The sequence below is a fragment of the Streptomyces sp. NPDC050704 genome (assembly GCF_040654355.1).
GTDB lineage: Bacteria > Actinomycetota > Actinomycetes > Streptomycetales > Streptomycetaceae > Streptomyces.
This window is the reverse complement of sequence record NZ_JBFAHW010000042.1, coordinates 51,708-71,130: the sequence shown is the minus strand read 5'-3', so window position 1 is coordinate 71,130 and position 19,423 is coordinate 51,708. Positions and strand designations below refer to the sequence as shown.

The following is a 19,423-nucleotide window of genomic DNA, read 5'->3' as shown; positions in this document are numbered from 1 at the left end:
TGACCAAATAGGGTCGGCTACTTTCTGACTGGTCCGTTTTGCCGGTGAGGACGTCTGGGTGTCAATTCCAGCCATAGTGAGATCATTTCTTGAGTACCGGGAACAGTGATGCGATCCTGTCTCACGCGCCGAAATGCATCCCTCACCTATCTCTTCTCTCTCCGGGAAACGTGGAGCGCGCAGCTCAACAGCTGGCGACATCCCCATACAGCGGCTGTCTGGAGACTTCTTGATCAACTCGTCATTGATCAATCTTTCCGCCCAGAGCCCCCACCAGTTACTCGATCCGGCCAGTGGTAGCCCCATCACCGGGGAAGCGCTGTCGGAGATCCTGCCGCCAAGTCTCGCCCGGATGGAACTGAGTACGGAACCAGCCATCGACATTCCGGGCGAACTGCTCGACCTGTACGGCGAGTTCCGCCCGACACCGTTGTTCGAGGCTCGGCGGTTCGCCGAGACGATAGGCACCGACTGCCGGATCTACGTCAAGGACGAAGGCACCACCCCCTCGGGGAATCACAAGGCGAACAGCGCCCTGTGGATCGCCTACCACTGCGCCCTCGACGGCGTGGGAACGATCGCGACGGAGACGACCGGCAACTGGGGCGTCGCCCTCGCGCAGGCGGCGGCCAGGTTCGATCTCGACGTCCTGTGCTTCCTCGACACCGCCAGCGCCGCGGCACGCCCGGACCGCGCCGCGATGATGCGTGACGCCGGGGCCGAGGTGGTCGTCGTCGGCGAGGAGGGGGGCGGGGACTTCGATCCGCTGGTGCTCTCCGCCAACGCGGCCATCGATCACGTACGCGCCATGAAGGACGTCTGGTACATCTTCGGCAGCGTGTACAACTACTTCATCCTGCCGCAGACCCTGGTCGGGCAGGAGGCACTGGCCCAACTGGGCGGCGACGCCCCTGACGTGGTCGTCGGAAGCTGCGGCGGCGGAGCCAACCTGCTGGGCATCGCGGCCCCCTTCCTCGGCCGGCCGGGGGTGGAGGTGGTGTGCGCCGAGTCCGAACACTGCCCGATCGTCAGCGCGGGGGTGTTCGGCGAATACTCCATCGACGACAGGGACTTCTACCCCCGACTGCGGACGTACGGGCTGGAGCGACTGCTCGGCAGCGAGTACATCGGCGGTCTGGGCTCCACCATCGTGGCCGCCCCGGTGGCGCACTTCCACCGGCAGGGCCAGTTGGCCACGCGTACCTTCACGGCCGACGACGCGGGGAAGGCCGCACGGATCTTCGCGGAGAGCGAGGGCCGGACGGTTGCCCTGGAGACCGGCTACCAGTTGGCCGCCGTGATCGCCGAGGCCCGCTCCCGCAGCAGGGAGCGCATTCTCGTCAACATCAGTTCGACGGGACATTCCCGCTTCGCGTGACGCACTGACGCAACGGCGGCAGCCGACCTACGGGGGCGAGTCATGCCTGAGGGACTGGAATGTGTGGCGCTCACGCGTGATGAGCGGTCCGGGCTACGGGCGCGGGCGCTCGGCCGGCTGGTGCGCCGACCGGCCGAGGGCATCCGGGACGTGGTCCTCGGGCCCGGCGACGTGCTGTTCATCGACAACTACCGTGCTGTGCGCGGAAGACGGCCGTTCCGCGCACGGCACGACGGAACAGACAGGTGGCTCGGACGCGCGCTGCTGGCCAGGGACCTGCGCAAGGCCGGGGCGGCCCGTACAAGCGTGCTCTCGCACACCGTCCGAGGAGAGCACGGATGAGCCCGGCCGAGGTGACGGCCGAGGTCACCGACCGATGGCCGCTGGCGCCGCTCCAGGCCGGCATGCTCGTACAGGCGCTGCGCGAAGAGGGCTCGGACATCGACCTCGTACAGCATCTGTTCGATCTCGACGGAGACCTCGACCTCACCGCGTTCACCGAGGCGTGGACGCGCATGGCACGGCGGCACGGCATTCTGCGCAGCGGTTTCGCCTGGCAGGACTGTGCCGAACCGGAACAGCGCGTGTTCGCCGACGTGGCGCACCCGCTCACCGTGCACGACTGGCGCGGGCTGTCCGACACCGAGACCGGGCGGCGCGTGGAGGCACTGCTCGCCGCCGACCGCCGGGCCGGGATCCGGCTCGACCGGCCACCGCCGTCCCGGCTCACGCTCCTGCGGACCGGCGAGCGCTCGCACCGCCTGCTGTGGACCTCCCATCACGCCCTGCTGGACGGGTGGAGCCGATCGCTGCTGCTGCGCGAGGTCATGGCGCACTACGCCCGCGCACTGTCCGGCGAACCGCACGAGGACGGCGAACCGGCGCCGCGCTACGGCGACTTCGTCGCCTGGCTGCGGGAACAGGACGACACGGCCGCCAAGGCGGTGTGGCGGGACGTCCTCGGCGGCTTCGCGGCACCCACGCCCCTACGGCTGGTCCCGGCCGAACCCGGGGACGGGACGGGCGAGCTGGTCCGCACGTTGAGCCGGCCGGTGACCGAGGCGCTGAGTGCCTTCACCCGTCAGCGGCGGCTGACCACGGCCACCGTGCTGCACGGCGCGCTGGCGGTGGTGTTGAGCCGTTACAGCGGGTCGCGTGACGTGCTCTTCGGCGCCACGCTGTCGCTGCGGCCGCCCGATCTGGACGGCGCGGAGGATCTCGTCGGCCTGCTGATCAACACCATCCCGGTCAGGGCCGTCCTCCGCCCGGAGGCCGAGGTGACCGGCTGGCTGCGCGCGTTCCAGGACACGCTGCTGGAACTGCGCGAGTACGGGCACTGCGCGCTCAGCGACCTGCGGGCGTACACCGAAGTGCCGTCCGGTACGCCCCTGTTCGACACGCTGCTGGTCTTCGAGAACTACCCCGGCGCGGAGGAGGACGGCTGGTCGGCGCCGGGTCTGCGCATGCGGTTCCGGCACACCACCGGCCGTACCGGCTATCCGCTCACCATCACGGTGGAGCCCGGCGAGACGACGAAGCTGGTGTACGAGTACGAACGCGCACGGCTCGACGCCGACGCGGTGGCCCGGATCGCCGACAGCCTCGACGTGGTGCTCACGTCGCTGACGACCCTGCCGCCGCACGGCCGGATCGGGGACCTGACCGTGATTCCCGAGGACCGGCCCGGGCACCCCAGCCGGCCGCCGTCTCCGCAGGTGCCGTGTGCCGTGCACGAACTGGTCGCGGCCCAGGTCGCCCGCGATCCGGACGCGGCCGCCGTCATCACCGACGAGGTCCGGTTGACCTACGGCGAACTGTGGAGCCGGGCGGGGGCACTCGCCGGGCGGCTCCGGGCGGTCGGAGTCGGCCGCGAGACACCGGTGGGGGTGTGCCTGGAACGGTCCGCCGACCTGGTGGTCGCGCTACTGGCGGTGCTCCGGGCCGGGGGCGTGTGCCTGCTGCTGGAGCCCACCTTTCCCGAGCGAAGGATCCGCTGCATGCTCGACGACTCGGGGGCGGTGGCGGTGATCGCCCCCGAGTCCTTCTCCTGGCCGGGACCCGTCCTCGACGTGGCGGCGGACACCGGCCCCGGGTCCGGCCGCGGTTCCGCCGGGGTGTCCGGCGAGGCCGCCGCGCACCCGGACGACCTCGCCTACCTGGTGTACACCTCCGGCTCCACCGGTACGCCCAAGGGCGTGGCCGTCACCCACCGGTCCATCGCCACCCACTGCGACGGCATAGGTACCGCCTACGGCCTCGGCCCCGCCGACACCGTCCTGCAGTTCGCCTCCGTCGCCTTCGACGCGTCCGTCGAACAGCTGCTGGCGCCCCTGGTGTCCGGGGCCGCCGTGCTGCTGCGCGGGCCGGAGCTGTGGGAACCGCGGGAACTCCTCGCCCGGCTGCGGCGGCACCGGGTCACCGTCATGGAGCTGACCCCGGAGTACTGGTACCAGCTCATCACCGCCCTGGAGGACGACCCGCACCCGCCACTGGACCACTTCCGTCTCATGAACGTCGGGGGAGACGCCGTCGCCCCCGACCAACTGACGCGCTGGGCGTCCCGCACCCCGCACACCCGGACCGTCAACAGCTACGGACCCGCCGAGGCGACCATCACGGCCACCGTCTGGACGTACGACGGCTCGTGCCCCACGCCCATCGCCCCCATCGGCTCCGCCCTGCCGCATGCCGAAGTCCACGTGCTCGACGCCGACCTGCGCCCCGCGCCCTTCGGGGTCCCCGGGGAGATCTGCGTCGGGGGGACCGCGGTCGCCCGTGGCTACCCCGGGCGGGCCGCCCTCACCGCGGAGCGTTTCGCGCCCGACCCGTACTCCGCCACGCCGGGCGCCCGGCTCTACCGGACCGGGGACGTGGGCCGCCAACTCCCGGACGGAAACCTGGAGTTCCTCGGCCGCCTCGACGACCAGGTACAGATCCGCGGTATCAGGATCGAACCCGCCGAGATCGCCGCGCACCTGCGCCGCAATGACGCGGTCGCCGAAGCCGTCGTGGTCCCCCGGGACGCCCCGGACGGCGGACGGACCCTGGCCGCCTACGTCACACCGGCGTCGGCGGACCCCGGCGCGCTGCGCGCGTTCCTCCGCGAGTCACTGCCCGAGGCGATGGTGCCCGCCGTCATCGTCCCCCTGGACCGGATCCCGCTGACCGCGACCGGTAAGACGGACCGCGCGGCGCTGCCGGCACCCGCGCCCACCGAGCCGACGGACCACCGGGGAACGCCCCCGGGCACGGCTCTGGAGCGCACGCTCGCCGACATCTGGTCCCAGGTCCTGGGCGTCGGACACATCGGCGTCCACGATGACTTCTTCGAACTGGGCGGGCACTCGCTGACGATGATGCGCGTCCTCGCGCTGGCCCGGAAAGAGCGGGTGCGGGGGCTGACCCTGCGCATGCTGTTCCGCCATCCCACTGTCGCGTGCCTGGCCCATGCCCTGGAAACCGGGGGGAGCGGCCGATGACGGACCTGGGCGTCGACTCCGAGTCCCCCGTGGCGCGGGTCGCCAGACAGCACGGCGCGCACGGGGACGATGTGCCCGCCTCCCACGGACAACGCCTGCTGTGGCTGGTGGGCCGACTGGCCCCGGACAGCCCGGTGTACCACTACACGATGTTCCTGCGGATGGAGGGGCCGCTGCGGACCGACGTGTTGCGGACCGCCGTCGAGACCCTCGTCGCACGCCACGAGAGTCTGCGCACGACGCTGCACAACCGGGACGGCCGACTGGTCCAGCACGTACACCATGACGTCACCGTGCACCTGCCGGTGCACTCCGCGCCGGACTGGGACGCGGCACACGACACCGCGGTGCGTGCGTCGCGGCGCCCGATGGACCTCGCCACCGGCCCGTTGCTGCGCACCGAACTCGTCCGGATCGACGCCACCCGCCACCTGTTCGCCTGCGTCGTGCACCACGCGGTGTTCGACGGCTGGTCGGAGGAGGTCTGGTGGCGGGAGCTCGCGGCCGTCTACGACGCGGTGCTGAGCGACTCGCCGCCGGACCTGCCGGCCCTGCCCGTGCAGCACGGCGACGTGGCCGCCTGGCAGAACGCCCGCCTGGCGGGTCCCGAGGGGGAACTGCTGCTGGACTACTGGCGGACGGAGCTGGCCGGCGCCCGGCCACTGGCGCTGCCGACCGACCGTCGCCGCCCGCCCGTGCCGGCGTTCCGCGGCGCCACGCACGCCTTCACCGTTCCCCGGTCCACGGTGGCGCGGCTCCAGGAGTTCTGCCGCGAGGAACACATCACCCTGTACATCGCGCTGCTGGCGGCCACCGCGGAAGTGCTGCGGCGATGGACCGACCAGGACGACGTGCCGGTGACCGTGACCACGGCGGACCGACCCCTCCCGGAGGCCGAGCACGTGATCGGCTATCTCGCGGGCGGGCTGGTGCTGCGCACCAGGCTCGCCGCCGACCGGACCTTTCGTGAACTGACCGGGGAGATCCTGGAGACCTTCCTGGACGGCATGGAGCATCAGGGAATGCCGCCGGACGTGCTGGCGGCCCGCACCCGGCCCCGCTGGGAACGGGCCGGCAACCCCTTCGGCCGGGTGGCGGTCACACTCGACCCGGTGCTCCCGCCGATGACCGGCTTCGCCGGGCTGCGGGTGCGGCAGACCGGCTCCTTCCTGGGCGTGGCCAAGTGGGACCTCGGAGCGGTGTTCCGCAGCGGCGAGGGGGAACTTCTCGGCCATCTCACCTACGACTCGGCCCTGTTCGACTCCGGGACGATCGTGCGCATGGCCGATGCCCTGGTCCGGCTGCTGGACGAGGTGGCCAAGGCCCCGGACCGGCGGGTGCGGGACATCGACCTGCTGAACGACGAGGAGCGCCGGGGGGTGTTCGGGGAACCGTACGACCCCACGGTGCCGTCGCACGAGTTGGTCCGGCTGTTCGAGGAGCAGGTCACCGGAACACCGAACGCGCCCGCCGTCCATGCCGGGCGGGAGACGGTCACCTACCGCGACCTGGCCCGGCGCGTCGCCGCGCTGGCCGCCCGACTGCGCGCCCACGGCGTCAGGACCGGGACGGCGGTGGCCCTGTGCCTTCCCCGGTCGGTCACGGCGGTCGTGGCAGTGCTCGCGGTGCTCAGGGCGGGTGGCGCCTGCGTTCCGCTCGATCCGTCCTGGCCGGCCGAGCGGCGGGAGCGGGCGACTCACCAGTGCGGCGCCGACATCCTGCTCACCCTCGATGCCCCCGAGCCGCCCCCGCCCGCGACCGCCTTCCCGCTCACCCCCGGCGCGGCCGCGCCGTCCCCGGCCGGAGAGGTCAGCGAGCTGTGCCTGGAGCGGATCGGTGACAGCGCGACGGCGTCGGCCTGGGCAACTCCCGGGGGAGGTGGGGGCGGCCTCGCCTGTGTGCTTCCCGGGGACACGGCCGACGGGTCCGGCCCGGTGGCGCTCACCCACACGTCGTTCGCGCGACTGGCGGACAGCACCTGCTACGGCGACCTGGGGCCGGGCACCGTGCACCTTCAACTGGCCCCGCCGGCTTCGGGCCACGCCCTTGCGACGCTGCTCTCCCCCCTGCTGAACGGGGGAGCGGTGGCCGTGCCGCCCGGCGCGGCCGAGACCATGTCCGTGACCGCCGAGGTCCGGGCCGCGCTCGCGGCCTGCCCCGTCACCACCGCCCTGTTCACCGCCGCACAGCTGCGCCTGGTCGCCGACGACGACCCGGCGTCCCTGTCCGCGTTCCGGGAGACGGTCGTCGACGCGCGGGAACTCACGCCGGCGGTCGTGGCTCGCGCCCTGGTACACCGCCGTGGCCGTCCACTGCGCATCGTCCACGGCCCGGTGGCCGGATGCGCCGGGGCCGCCCTGTCGGCGCTGGTGCACGACATCGACGTCGCCCGCTGCGGGGTACCCGTCGGGCGGCCGGTCGCAGGCAGCCGGGCGTACGTCCTGGACCGTGATCTGCGGCCGGTACCGACCGGGGTGCCCGGCGAACTGTGGCTGGGCGGCGAGGGCTTGGGGCACGGCGGTCCGGACCCTGATTCCCCCATCGCCGACCGGTGCGTTCCGGACCCGTTCTCCCCACGCCCCGGCGCCGTGATGTACCGCACCGGGGACCTGGCACGGCTGCTGCCGGACGGCGGTGTCGAGTACCTGGGCCGGACCGCGGACCGGGTCGAGATCGCGGGGATGCGGACCGAGACCGCCGTGCTCCGCGCCGCCATCACCTCGCATCCGGGGATCGCCGATGCCTACGTGGCGGCCCGGGACGACCTTCCGGACGGCGCGGGCCTGGTGGCGTACGTGGTGCCGGCGGCCGGCACCGCACCGGACGCGGCGGCGCTGCGCGAACTCGCCGCCACGACGCTGCCCCGGTATCTCGTACCGGATGTCGTCGTGCCCCTGCCCGCACTCCCGTCGGCCGACGGCCGGGTGGACCGGTCCGCGCTGGCCTCGGCCGCGGCCGCCGACGGTCCGGCCGCCGAAACGACAGGTGCACCCGTGCCCGACGGGCTAAGTACAGCCACCGAGCGCGCCGTGGCCGACGAATGGCGGGCGGTGATCGGGCTGTCGCCACCGGACCGGGAGGCGAAGTTCCTGGAGGCCGGAGGCGATTCGGTGCTGCTCGTGCTGTTCGCGGAACGCCTGCGCGAGCGGTTCGCCGGGCGCGCGCCCGCGGTGGTCGAGCTGTTCGAGTACGCCACGGTCGCCCAGATCGCCGCCCTGGTGGACAGCCGTGCCGTCAGCGACCCGGGGGAGGCCGGATGAACGAGCCGACAGCGATCATCGGGATGGCGGTGCACCTGCCGGACGCCGACACGCTGGACGACCTGCACACCAACCTGCGGGAAGGCCGGGACAGCGTACGGACCGTCCCGGCGGAACGGCTGCGGATGGCCGGCGCCGATCCCGCCACCCACCACCAGCTCCTCGCCCCCATCGGCCGGGTCGCCGAGTTCGACCACGAGTTCTTCGGCATCTCCCTGCGGGAGGCCGAGCTGATGGACCCGCACCACCGGCTCACCCTGCAACTGGCCTGCGCGGCCGTGGAGGACGCCGGGTACGCGCTGAGCGGCATGCGCGGCAGCCGCGGCGGACTGGTGATCGCCGCGCCCCGGCTGGACTACGCCGAGCTGATCGACGACGCCGACGACGGACTGCCGGCCATGCTCGGCAACACCGCCGCCGCGCTGGCGGGCCGCATCTCCTACCTGCTCGGCGTCCAGGGCCCCTCGATGGTGATCGACACGGGCTGTTCGGCGGGACTTGTCGCGGTCGACCACGCGCTGCGCCTGCTGCGCGACGGGGACGCGGACACGGTCCTGGCCGGCGGACTCAGCGTACGGTCCACCTTCACCAGCCTGACCGACAGCGAGCGTTACGCCGAGGTGATGGCCTCCTCCGGCCGGTGCCGGGCCTTCGACGCGGACGCGGACGGCACCGGCGACGGCGAGGGCGGCGTCATGCTGCTCCTGAAGCCACTCGCCCGCGCCGAGCGCGACGGCGACCACGTCCACGCCGTCGTACTCGGTTCCGCGGTCAATCACAACGGCTACCGCTCCAACAGCCTGGGTGCACCGAGCCCGGCCGCACAGACCGAACTCCTGCGGTCCGCCTGGCGGAAGGCCGGGATCGAGCCCGGCACGATCGGCTACATCGAGACGCACGGCTCAGGCACCCGGCTCGGCGACCTCATCGAGGCGGAGGCCCTGCACCAGGCGCTGACCGCCGCCGGCCCACGCCCGCTGCCGTGCCCCATCGGGTCCGTGAAGACCAACGTCGGCCATCTGGATCAGGCTGCCGGCCTGGTGGGCCTGGCCAAGACGGTGCTGAGTCTGCGGCACGGCTCTCTCTACCCGTCGCTGCACTTCGACCGCCCCAACCCGCTGATCCGTTTCGAGACCAAGTCCGTACGCGTCAACGCGTCACCGCGTCCCTGGGAACGGCGTGGTGACGAGCCACGGGTGGCGGGAGTCAGCTCCCTGAGCCTGACGGGGACCAACGCCCATGTCGTGCTCCAGGAAGCGAAGCGGCCGGCGGCGGCGCCCGCCGTCCCGGGCGAGGGCATCGTCACCGTCTCCGCCAAGACACGGCGGGCCCTCACCCGGTACTGCGAGCGGCTGCACGCGTACCTCACCGCGCATCCGGAACTCGACCTCGGTGACGTTCTGCACGTCCTCAACCGCGGCCGCGACCATCACCGCCACCGCGTGGGGTTCCCCGCGGGGTCGCTCGCCGAGGTGAGTGCCGGGCTGCGCCGCGCGGCCCGGCGCCTCGGCCGCGGACCGGAACCCGCCGAACCCGTACGACGTGCCCTCGTGCTCGTCGTCTCGCCCGACTCGGAGCTGCCGGAGGCGGACGCGGACCGGCTCGCCGCGCACTATCCCGTGTTCGCCGACGCGCTGCGCCGCTGCCGGGAGGCGCTGCCGGACGGCGGCACCGACCTGATGTGGTTCGCCCGCCGGTACGCCCTGTGGTGCCTGCTGTCCGCGCTGGGCGTGCGCCCCGACGCGGTGGTCGGCGGCGGGGCGGCGCTGCCCCTCGCCCGGCTGGTGCGCGGCGAACTCGACCTGGCCGCCGCCCTGCGTTCCGCCGCGGGCCCGGCGGCCCCGGATCACGTGACCGAGCCCATCACCCTGCCGGGACCGCTGGCCGTGTGCGAACTCGGACCGGCCGGCGCTCTGCTCCGTGCCGCCCCGCCCGGATCGGCCGCCTTGGACGTGCGGGGCGACGGCGTGCCGCACTGCCTGGCCGGACTGTACGCCGCCGGAGCCGACCTGGACTGGGGCCGGGTCCACGAGGCCGCCGGGCACCGCCGGGTTCCGCTGCCCACCTACCCGTTCGAGCCGACGCACTGCTGGTACCGGGACATCGAAGACGGGGCCCCGGCCCTTGCCCCGGCCCCGGCAGCCGCGCCGGCCGCCGACGGGGTACCCCTGCCCGAGGTACCGAACTACAGCCTCGCGGACTGCGAGCGGATCCTGGCACGCGTCTGGGAGGAGGTCCTCAAAGCGCCGGCCGTCGATCCGGACAGCGACTACTTCGCGATCGGCGGCAACTCCATCATGGGCCTTCAGGTGGTCGCCCGGCTCTGGCGCGACCTCGGCATCCGTATCCGGCTGCCGGACCTGTACACCCACCCCACGGTGCGCGGCCTGGCCGGTCTGCTGCACCGCGCTCTCCTGGACGCGTCGGGCACGGCGCGCGAGGGGATCGAGCCGGCCGACCGGGCCCAGCGGCTGCCGCTGTCGTTCGGCCAGGAGAGTCTGTGGTTCATCGACCGTCTGGCGCCCGGCAGTTGGGCCTACAACGTCCCCCTGGACCTGCACGTCCTCGGCCCGCTGGACCCGGCCGTCCTGCAGGCTGCCCTGCGCGCGCTGACGGAACGTCATGAGGTGCTGCGCACCCGGTACGCCCACGACCGGGGCCGGCCCTATCTGGTGATCGACCCGCCGGACCGGCTGACGCTGGGAATCGAGGACCTGCGCCACCTCACCGACGCCGCCGCGCGGGACCGGGCGGCGGACCGGCTGGTGCACGCCGAAGCGTGCCGGCCGTTCGACCTCGCCGAGGGCCCGCTGTTCCGGGCGCTGCTGATCCGTCTGGAGGACGAGCGGCACTGTCTGGTACTCACCGCGCAGCACAGCGTGGACGACGGCTGGAGCCCGCCGCTGCTGCGCCGGGACCTCTGGGAGTCGTACGCCGCCATCCAGCAGGGGCGCAGTCCGGATCTTCCCGAACTGCCGATCCAGTACGCCGACTTCGCCGTGTGGCAGCGCGAACGGATGACCGGTGGCCGACGCGCGGCGGAACTGGCCTTCTGGACCGAACGCCTGCGTGACTGCGCTCCTCTCGAACTGCCCACCGACCACGCGCGCCCGGCCCGCCAGAGCGGTACCGGGGAGCACCACTTCTTCGCCTTCCCGGCAGACCTGGTCGACCGGCTGCGTGAGCTGGCGGCTCAGGAGCGGGTCACCTTGTTCACCGTCATGATCGCCGGCCTGCAGACCCTGCTGCACCGGCTCGCCGGGCAGGACGACGTGACCATCGGAACCTTCACCGCGGGCCGCGACCGGCCGGAGACGCACGACCTGTTCGGCTACTTCAACAACGCCATCTCCCTGCGCACCGACCTCGGCGGGGATCCGGCGTTCCGCACGCTCCTGCAACGGGTGCGGAAGGTGGTGGTCGACGCGCTGGACCACGACGAACTGCCGTTCGCCGACATCGTGGCCGAGCTGCACCCCGACCGCGACCTGGGCCGGCACCCGGTCTTCCAGGTGGGCTACACGCACCAGAACATCCCCGCGGTGGAGGACTACCCGATGCCCGAGGGGCTCCGGGTGGACGACGAGCGCGGGTCGGTGCTGCGCGGTATTCCGCCGGGTATCACCAAGTGGGACCTGGACTTCGGCGTCTGGGAGATCGAGGGCAGGGCCGCCATGGACGCGGTGCTGGAGTACAGCACCGACCTGTTCGAGGAGGAGACCGCGGCCAGGATGGCGCGCTCCCTGGTCACGCTGCTGCGGTCGGCGGTGCAGGACCCGGACCGGCCGCTGTCCGGTCTTTCGCTCCAGGACGCGGCCGACACCGCCCGCACCCTGGCCGACAGCTCAGGAGGGCCGTGGGAGGGGGCCGGTCACGGCACGGTGCTGGACGGGCTCGCCGAGGCCGTCGCCCGGCACCCTGCCCGCGAGGCGGTGAGCTGCGCCGGGCAGAGCATCGAGTATGCCGCGCTCGCCGCCCGGTCCCACCGGCTCGCCGCGGCACTGACCGCCTTCGGCGTCGGCCCCGGGCACGTGGTCGGCGTGCTGCTGCCGCGCTCCGTCGAGCTGCCCGTCGTCCTCCTGGCCGTGTGGCAGACCGGTGCGGCGTTCCTGCCGCTGGATCCCGACTACCCTCCGGAGCGGCTCGGATTCATGGTCCGGGACGCCCGGCCCACCGTGGTCGCCACCACCGGGTCCCTGGCGGACCGGCTGTCCGGCGAGCAGGTCCCGCTGCTGCTGGTGGAGCCCGCTGCCGGGGCTGACGAGACTGCCGAGGCCGCCGATGCTCCGGCCCGTGCCACGCGGGCGCGGGCACCCGGCCCCGACGACGTCGCCTACGTCCTGTACACCTCCGGCTCGACCGGCACTCCCAAGGGTGTCCTGGTGTCGCACCGCAGCCTCGAGTACTACCGGCAGGTCTGGGCGGAGGCCGCGGGTACCGGGCTGACCTGGATGTCGATGGCCAGCGCGTCCTTCGACGTCTTCGCCGGCGACCTAGTCAGGTCCGTCTGTTCCGCGGGCACCCTCGTGCTGGCCACGGACGACGCATGGTCCTCGGCCAGGGCGCTGCACCGGCTCATCACCGATTCCGGGGTGCAGGCCGCGGAGTTCGTCCCGGGCATCGTACGGGCCCGGCTGGTGGAGTACGTGACGGAGAACGGGCTGTCGCTGGAGCCCCTGCGGCTGGTCATCAACGGAACGCATGTGTGGGCGATGGACGAAGTGCGGGAGGTCGCCGCCGCGCTCGCTCCGGGCGCCCGGGTAGTCACCGTGTTCGGTGTCACCGAGGCGACGATCGACAGTTCGCTGTTCGACGCGACGGGATCCGCCCTGCCCGACCGGGACGCGGTACCGGTCGGGCGCCCCTTCCCGGGGACGGAACTGTACGTACTGGACGACCAGATGCGGCCGGTTCTGCCCGGTGTCGCCGGTGAGCTGTACATCGGCGGGGCCGGCCTGGCCCTGGGCTATCTCCGCCGGCCGGGCCTGACCGCGCGGCGCTTCGTACCCGACCCGTTCTCCGGCCGGCCGGGCGATCGCCTGTACCGGACCGGGGACCGCGCCAGATATCTGGCCGACGGCCGGCTGCGGTTCCTCGGCCGGATCGACGATCAGCTGAAGATCAACGGGTACCGGATCGAGCCGGGTGAGGTCGAGGCCGCGCTGCGTGACCATCCGGGCGTTCTGGAGGCGCTCGCCGGAGCGGATCGGGCGCCCACCGGTGACGACCGGCTCGTCGCCCATGTGCTCCCCTCGGACCCGGGACTCGACCCGGGCGAACTGCGCGCGTTCGTGCGCGGGAGGCTGCCCGCGCACCTGGTGCCGACGGCGCTGACGGTGGTGGACCGTCTGCCGTACTCGCCGAACGGCAAACTCGACCGCGCGGCCTGGCAGCGCACGGTGGTGAGCGCCCCTGAACGGCGACGCGAACTGTCGGTGCCCTCCGATCCGGTCGAGCTGCGGCTGCTGGGGATCTGGCAGACGGTCCTCGGGGCGTCCGGCATCGGCGTGCGTGACAGCTTCTTCGAGGTCGGCGGCCACTCGATTCTCGGGGTGCGGCTCCTGGACGCGATCGAACGCGACCTCGGTGTCGCGCTCTCCCTCGCCCAGCTCTTCGAGGAACCGACCGTCGAGCGGCTGGCCGAGGCGGTGCGGCGGGCCGAGGGCCGGGCACCCGGTGCCGCGCACGGGTCGCTGCTGGCCATCCGTGGCGAAGGGGACCGGCCACCCCTGTTCTGCGTGCATCCCTCCGGCGGTGGCGTGCACCACTACTACCGGTTCGCCCACGCCCTCGACGACGCGCAGCCCGTCTACGGGCTCCAGGCCGCGGGGTTGGAGGACGACACCCCGCCCGACGCCACCGTCGAGGAGATGGCCGCCCGCTACGTCGCCGAGATACGCGCCCTTCGCCCTGCCGGGCCGTACCGCCTCATGGGCTGGTCCCTCGGCGGCGTGGTGGCCTACGAGATGGCTCGTCTGCTGGCCGTGCAGGGCCGGCGACCGGACCTGGTCGTCATCGTCGACGCCGACGCGTCCGAGGCCTACGACCCGCCGCCGGCCGACGACGCCATGATGCTGCGGCTCCTGATGCGCACCAACGCCGGCTTCACCGTCCCGGACGCGGCACTGGCCGGGCTCACCGGCACCGAGCGGCTGCAGCACGTGGTGGACCTGGCCAAACAGTCCGGGGCGCTGCCCCCGCTGATGCCGTTGTCCCGGGTGCGGCGCATGGTGCGGGCGCTGCGCGACACGGACGCGGCGCTCGCCCGGTACCGCCTTAGGCCCTACGACGGCGAGGTGCACGTCCTGCGGGCGCGGGACACCGCGAACGGCCCCGCCGGTGCCGCACACGACCTGGGGTGGGGCCGGTACGCGGCCGGCGTACGGGTCGGTGTCGTCCCCGGCGGCCACTACGACCTGTTCGACCGACACCACGAGGCTCTGGCGGACGCGATCGAGAAGGTCCTCGCGGGTATCGCCCCGGGGCCGCTCGGGCCGGCGTCCGCCGCGGAAGGAGGACCGGCATCCCGATGACCGACGAAGAGGACGACCGCACCTATCACGTGGTGGTCAACCACGAGGAGCAGTACTCGATCTGGCTCGACGGGCGCGATGTGCCGTCGGGCTGGTCGCGAACCGGCGTGAGCGGGTCCCGCCAGGAGTGTCTGGACCACATCGAGCGGGTGTGGACCGACATCCGGCCGCTGAGCGTCCGCCGCCGCCTGGAGCGGGCCGGCGGAGAGAGCCACGCATGAGCGGCCTCGGTCCCGACTTCCGGCGGCTGTGGCTGTCGTCGGCGATGTCCAACATCGGAGACGGCGTCCGGCTGACCGCGCTGCCCCTGCTGGCGGCCGCCGTGACCCGTGACCCGGTGGCGGTGGCCGGTGTGTCCGTCGCCGCCGAACTCCCCTGGCTGCTGGTGAGCATCGTGGCCGGGGCGGTCGCCGACCGGGTCGACCGGCGGCAGCTCATGGTCGTCGTGCAGCTCGTACGACTGTGCCTGGCCGTGCTGCTGACCATGACCGTACTGGCCGACCAGGCCTCGATCGTGGTCCTGTACGTGTTCGTGTTCCTGCTGGGCATCGGAGAGGTGCTCTACGACGCGGCCGCTCCGACGATCCTGCCGAAGGTCGTCCCCAAGGACCGGCTCACCCAGGGCAACGCCCGGCTGTTCGGCGTCGAGTTGGGGGCCAACGAGTTCGTCGGTCCGCCGCTCGGTGGTTTCCTGTACCGGCTGGGGTCGGCCGTGCCGTTCGCCCTCGACGCCGTCAGCTACGCGGTGAGCGCCCTGCTGCTGAGCCGGCTGCGGGGGACGTTCCGGCCCGAGCGTGACGGCGACTCCGACCCCTCCGTGGGAGCGCTGCTGCGCGACATCGGCGAGGGTTTCCGGTGGCTGTGGCACAACCCGGTGGTGCGCACCATCTCCATCGTGGTCACGTTCATGAACCTGGCGCGTGCCATGACCATGGCGATCTTCGTGCTGTACGCGCTGCAGACGCTGAACCTGACCCCGCTCGGGTTCGGCGTGCTCTCCAGCGCCGTGGCGGTCGGCGCGGTGGCCGCGTCCTGGGTGGCGGAGCGGATCGGCCGGCGGGCGACCGGGCCCGTGCTCGTGGCCTCCGTGCTCGGGCACGGCCTGACCACCGTGGCCATGGGGCTGACGTCCAATCCCTGGTTGGCCGGCCTGGCCAGCGCCGCGTTCGGCTTCGCCACCATGACGTGGAGCGTGCTGACCGCCACGGTGCGGCAGACGGTCGTGCCGGACCGGCTGCTGGGACGGATCAGCAGCGTGCACCGGTTCCTGAGCTGGGGCAGCCTGCCGCTGGGTTCGCTGCTCGGTGGTCTGCTGGCCGCCTCGTTCGGCCTGCGGCTGCCGTTCGTCGCCGGCGGACTGACGGTCGTGGTGGCGGCCGTCGTCGCCGCCCGGACCCTGCTGGGCGTCTCCGCCCTGTGGGCCGAGGACCGCGCCCGTGAAACGGCGTCAGCCGCGTCCGACGACAAGGAGGCACCCTGATGAGCGGCACGGAGAACCCGGGCGGATCCGCCGCGCCGCGCACCGTCGCGGTGGTGGGGGCCGGTGTGATGGGCGCCGGAGTGGCGGAGGTCACCGCCGAGGCCGGACATCGGGTGACCCTGCTGGACGTGGGCCGCCCGCAGCTGGACCGGGCTCGCGACACCATCCGGCGGGGCCTGTTGGCCCGTGGTCTGCTGCGGCCCGGCGGCACGCCCGTGCGGGAGATCCTGGAGAGGATCTCCTTCACCACCGACGACGGTGTCCTGCGGGAGGCCGATGTCGTCCTGGAGAACGCCACCGAGGATCTCGCCGTCAAGCGGGCGGTTCACCGGCGGATCGACGAACTGAGCCGTCCCGACGCGCTCGTGGCCGTCAACACCTCGGCCATCCCGATCGCGGTACTGGCCAAGGAGACCCGGCACCCGGACCGGGTGGTGGGCACCCACTTCATGAACCCCGTCCCGCAGAAGACAGTCGTCGAGGTCATCAGGTCCGAGCTGACCTCCGACGAGGCGCTCAGCGCGATGCTGGACTTCCTGCGGTCCATCGGGCGACGGGCGGTGGTGGTCGGCGATGCCCCGGGTTTCGTGTCGAACCGGATCCTGATGGCCGTCGTGAACTCGGCCGCCCGGCTGGCGGAGGAGGGCGTCGCCTCGCACGCCGACATCGACGAGGTGTTCCGGTCCTGCTTCGGGCACCCCATGGGTCCGCTGGAGACGGCCGACCTCATCGGAGTCGACACCGTCGTGCGCTCCTTGCGGGTGCTGCACGAGTTCACCGGCGAAGCCCAGTACGAACCGCGCCCCAGTCTGCTGAAGCTGCTGGAGTCGGGCCGGCTGGGCCGTAAGAGCGGCGAGGGCTTCTACCCGTACGACGCCCGGTCGCGGAAGGGAGACGGCAAGTGACCTCCTTCGGAGAAGCCACCACCGACGAGGACATCAGGAAACGCGTCCGCGCCTTCCTGCACGAGGCCCTGCGCGAGGAGATCGACGACGAGACGGACATATTCGCCACCGGGCGCGCGAACTCCCTCCTGGCGATGAACCTCGTGGTGTTCGTCGAGAAGGAGTTCGACCTCACCGTGGAGGCCGAGGACCTGGACCCGGCGCATTTCAGCTCCGTATCGGCACTGACCGCGTTCGTGGGCCGCAAGCGGGGCGCGCCCGCGAGGACACGCCCGTGATGGCGGCCCCGGCCGGCACCCGCGAGACCGATTTCGCCGATTTCGCCGAACGCGTCGTCGGCGGCGCGGCCGACGAGAGCGACCGGTCGCTGCGCCTGGATCCGCGGCTGATCCGCCAAGTGGCCGCCACCGGTCTGCTCGGCTCGACGACCGACCCACGGTACGGCGGCCTGGGCATGGACGAGCAGGCGTTCGGCCGGGCCTGCGCGGACATCGGTTCCTGGTGCACGGCGACCCGTGCCCTGCTGACCGTGCAGAACATGGTGGCGGCGGCGATCGCCCGCTGGGGGACCGCGGACCAGCGCGACCGCTGGCTGCCGGGTCTGGCGGACGGCAGCCTGTTGGCCGCGTTCTGCCTCACCGAGCCCGAAACGGGCAGCGACGCCGCCGGTGTGACGACCGAACTGACCGACGCCGCCGGTACGTGGGTGGTCAGTGGACGCAAGCTGTGGGTCACCCTCGGATCGGTCGCCGACCTGTATCTCGTCATCGGCCAGGTCGCGGGGGCGCCCACCGCCGTCGTCCTGGAACGGGGTACCGAGGGGCTGCGCACCGAGCCGGTCGGCGACCGGCTGCTCGGCATGCGCGGCGCCATGGTCGCCCATGTCGACCTGGACGGCTGCCGGGTGCCCGCGGCCAACACCCTCGGCCCGGTCGGTGCCGGCTTCTCGCACGTCGCGGCGGTCGCGCTCGACCACGGCCGGCACAGCGTCGCCTGGGGCAGCGTCGGCATCGCCGAAGGCTGTCTGCGGGACGCCACCCGCTACGCCTGCACCCGACGCCAGTTCGGCCGGCCGCTCGCCGAGCACCAACTGGTCCGGCGGCTGCTGAGCGACATGGTGATCCGGGCCCGCTCGGCGCGGCACATGTGCCTGGCCGCCGCGGCGGCCAGGGCGGAACGCCGGCCCGAGGCCGCCCTGGAGACCATGGCCGCGAAGTACGCCGCGTCCACGGCCGCGTTCGCCAACGCCACCGACGCGGTGCAGATCCTCGGCGCCGCGGGCTGCTCCACCGACCACGCCGTCGCACGCTTCCTGCGGGACGCCAAAGTCCAGCAGATCATCGAGGGCACCGACGAGATGCACCAGCTCAACGTCTGTGAACTGGCCTTCCGTGACTTCCCGGTCAGGGGGACACCATGACCGCGATCAGCGCCGTACACCTGGCCCTGCCCGACACCGTCACTCCGGTCACCGCGCTGCCCGAGTATCCGGGCCTGTCCGACGCGGACCGGGCGCTGGTCGACGGCCTGGGCATCACGAGCGTCGGCGAGGCTCCCGGCACCGGCAGCAGCGAGCTGGCCGCCCGGGCGGTGCGCGAACTGCTCGACGCCCGCGGTCTCGACGGCGGCGAGGTGGACGCTCTGCTGCTGATCGGCGGGCGGGTGCCCGACTATTTCGTCGCGTCGGAGGCCACCCGGGTCCAGCACGAGGCCGGACTGACGGGTGCGCTGTCGCTGACCGTCACCGACCTGGGCTGCGCCGCGAGCTCCGCCGCGCTGCTCACCGCCCGGGCGCTGCTGGAGAGCACGCCGGCCTGGCGCCGGGTGGTCATCGCGCACGGCTGCCGGCCGGCCGGCCCACGACGGTTGCGCAAGCCGGTGACGGTGAACGGCGATGCGGGGATGGCGGTGCTGGTCGAGCCGCACGGCGGCATGCGGATCGTGGACATGGTGATGGAGACCGACGGCCGGTACTGGGACCTGTTCCGCGTGGAGTACCGGGACCGTCCGCACCAGGACTGGCAGGAGGTCTGCGTCGACGAGCCGCGGTACTCCTTCAGCCTGGCCGTCGAGAGCCAGAAGCGGTTCACGGCCCTCAACGAGCGGCTGCTGGCGCGCCAGCGGCTGTCCCTGGCCGACGTCGACCACTTCGTGATGCAGAACCTCTCCGAAGGGGCGTACCGCTTCTACGAGGAAGGGCTCGGCATCACCTTCGCCGCCGTCTGCCGGGACAACCTGCGCAGATACGGGCATCTGGGCCCGATCGACATCCTGGCCAACCTGCGCGACGGCGTGGAATCCGGCGAGCTGGCCCCCGGGGACCTCGTCCTGGTGATGAACAACAGCCCCGTAGCCGCGTGGAGTTCCACGCTGATAGAGGTGTGAGCG

General features: G+C 72.6%; 10 protein-coding genes and 1 pseudogene. All 11 read left to right on the top strand.

All coding sequences use genetic code 11. The features are described 5' to 3' along the window. The first annotated feature begins 352 nt into the window (after nucleotides 1–352). The 11 genes and pseudogenes from AB0I18_RS24735 (at nucleotide 353) to AB0I18_RS24685 (ending at nucleotide 19,420) form a co-directional block, all read left to right on the top strand. Nucleotides 353–1,378 (top strand): pyridoxal-phosphate dependent enzyme, encoded by a 1,026-nt coding sequence (locus AB0I18_RS24735; RefSeq protein ID WP_363107742.1) that lies wholly within the window; start codon nucleotides 353–355, stop codon nucleotides 1,376–1,378. Nucleotides 1,379–1,519: 141 nt separating this feature from the next. Next, nucleotides 1,520–1,720, top strand: a pseudogene (locus tag AB0I18_RS24730) (clavaminate synthase); the annotation flags it as partial. After that, nucleotides 1,717–4,857 carry an amino acid adenylation domain-containing protein gene (locus AB0I18_RS24725; protein ID WP_363107741.1) on the top strand — a complete coding sequence of 1,047 codons (3,141 nt, stop codon included), beginning with the start codon at nucleotides 1,717–1,719 and terminating at the stop codon, nucleotides 4,855–4,857. The pseudogene AB0I18_RS24730 and the gene AB0I18_RS24725, both read left to right, overlap by 4 nt. Then, complete coding sequence (locus AB0I18_RS24720; RefSeq protein WP_363107740.1) at nucleotides 4,854–8,117, top strand: condensation domain-containing protein; 3,264 nt, start codon at nucleotides 4,854–4,856, stop codon at nucleotides 8,115–8,117. Before AB0I18_RS24725 ends, AB0I18_RS24720 begins: the two co-directional genes overlap by 4 nt. Then, nucleotides 8,114–14,650, top strand: coding sequence for an amino acid adenylation domain-containing protein (locus AB0I18_RS24715; protein WP_363107739.1), 6,537 nt, complete (start codon nucleotides 8,114–8,116; stop codon nucleotides 14,648–14,650). Before AB0I18_RS24720 ends, AB0I18_RS24715 begins: the two co-directional genes overlap by 4 nt. Continuing rightward, nucleotides 14,647–14,871, top strand: coding sequence for an MbtH family protein (locus tag AB0I18_RS24710; RefSeq protein WP_363107738.1), 225 nt, complete (start codon nucleotides 14,647–14,649; stop codon nucleotides 14,869–14,871). Before AB0I18_RS24715 ends, AB0I18_RS24710 begins: the two co-directional genes overlap by 4 nt. Beyond that, on the top strand, nucleotides 14,868–16,130 hold the full coding sequence (locus AB0I18_RS24705) for an MFS transporter (protein WP_363107737.1): 1,263 nt from the start codon (nucleotides 14,868–14,870) through the stop codon (nucleotides 16,128–16,130). The genes AB0I18_RS24710 and AB0I18_RS24705 overlap by 4 nt, the downstream gene beginning before the upstream one ends. Beyond that, nucleotides 16,130–17,035, top strand: a complete 906-nt coding sequence (locus AB0I18_RS24700; protein WP_363107736.1) for a 3-hydroxyacyl-CoA dehydrogenase family protein — start codon at nucleotides 16,130–16,132, stop codon at nucleotides 17,033–17,035. The genes AB0I18_RS24705 and AB0I18_RS24700 overlap by 1 nt, the downstream gene beginning before the upstream one ends. Then, complete coding sequence (locus AB0I18_RS24695) at nucleotides 17,032–17,313, top strand: acyl carrier protein (RefSeq protein ID WP_363107735.1); 282 nt, start codon at nucleotides 17,032–17,034, stop codon at nucleotides 17,311–17,313. The genes AB0I18_RS24700 and AB0I18_RS24695 overlap by 4 nt, the downstream gene beginning before the upstream one ends. Next, nucleotides 17,313–18,455, top strand: coding sequence for an acyl-CoA dehydrogenase family protein (locus AB0I18_RS24690; RefSeq protein ID WP_363107734.1), 1,143 nt, complete (start codon nucleotides 17,313–17,315; stop codon nucleotides 18,453–18,455). Before AB0I18_RS24695 ends, AB0I18_RS24690 begins: the two co-directional genes overlap by 1 nt. Continuing rightward, complete coding sequence (locus tag AB0I18_RS24685; protein ID WP_363107733.1) at nucleotides 18,452–19,420, top strand: 3-oxoacyl-[acyl-carrier-protein] synthase III C-terminal domain-containing protein; 969 nt, start codon at nucleotides 18,452–18,454, stop codon at nucleotides 19,418–19,420. Before AB0I18_RS24690 ends, AB0I18_RS24685 begins: the two co-directional genes overlap by 4 nt. The last annotated feature ends 3 nt before the right edge of the window (nucleotides 19,421–19,423 follow it).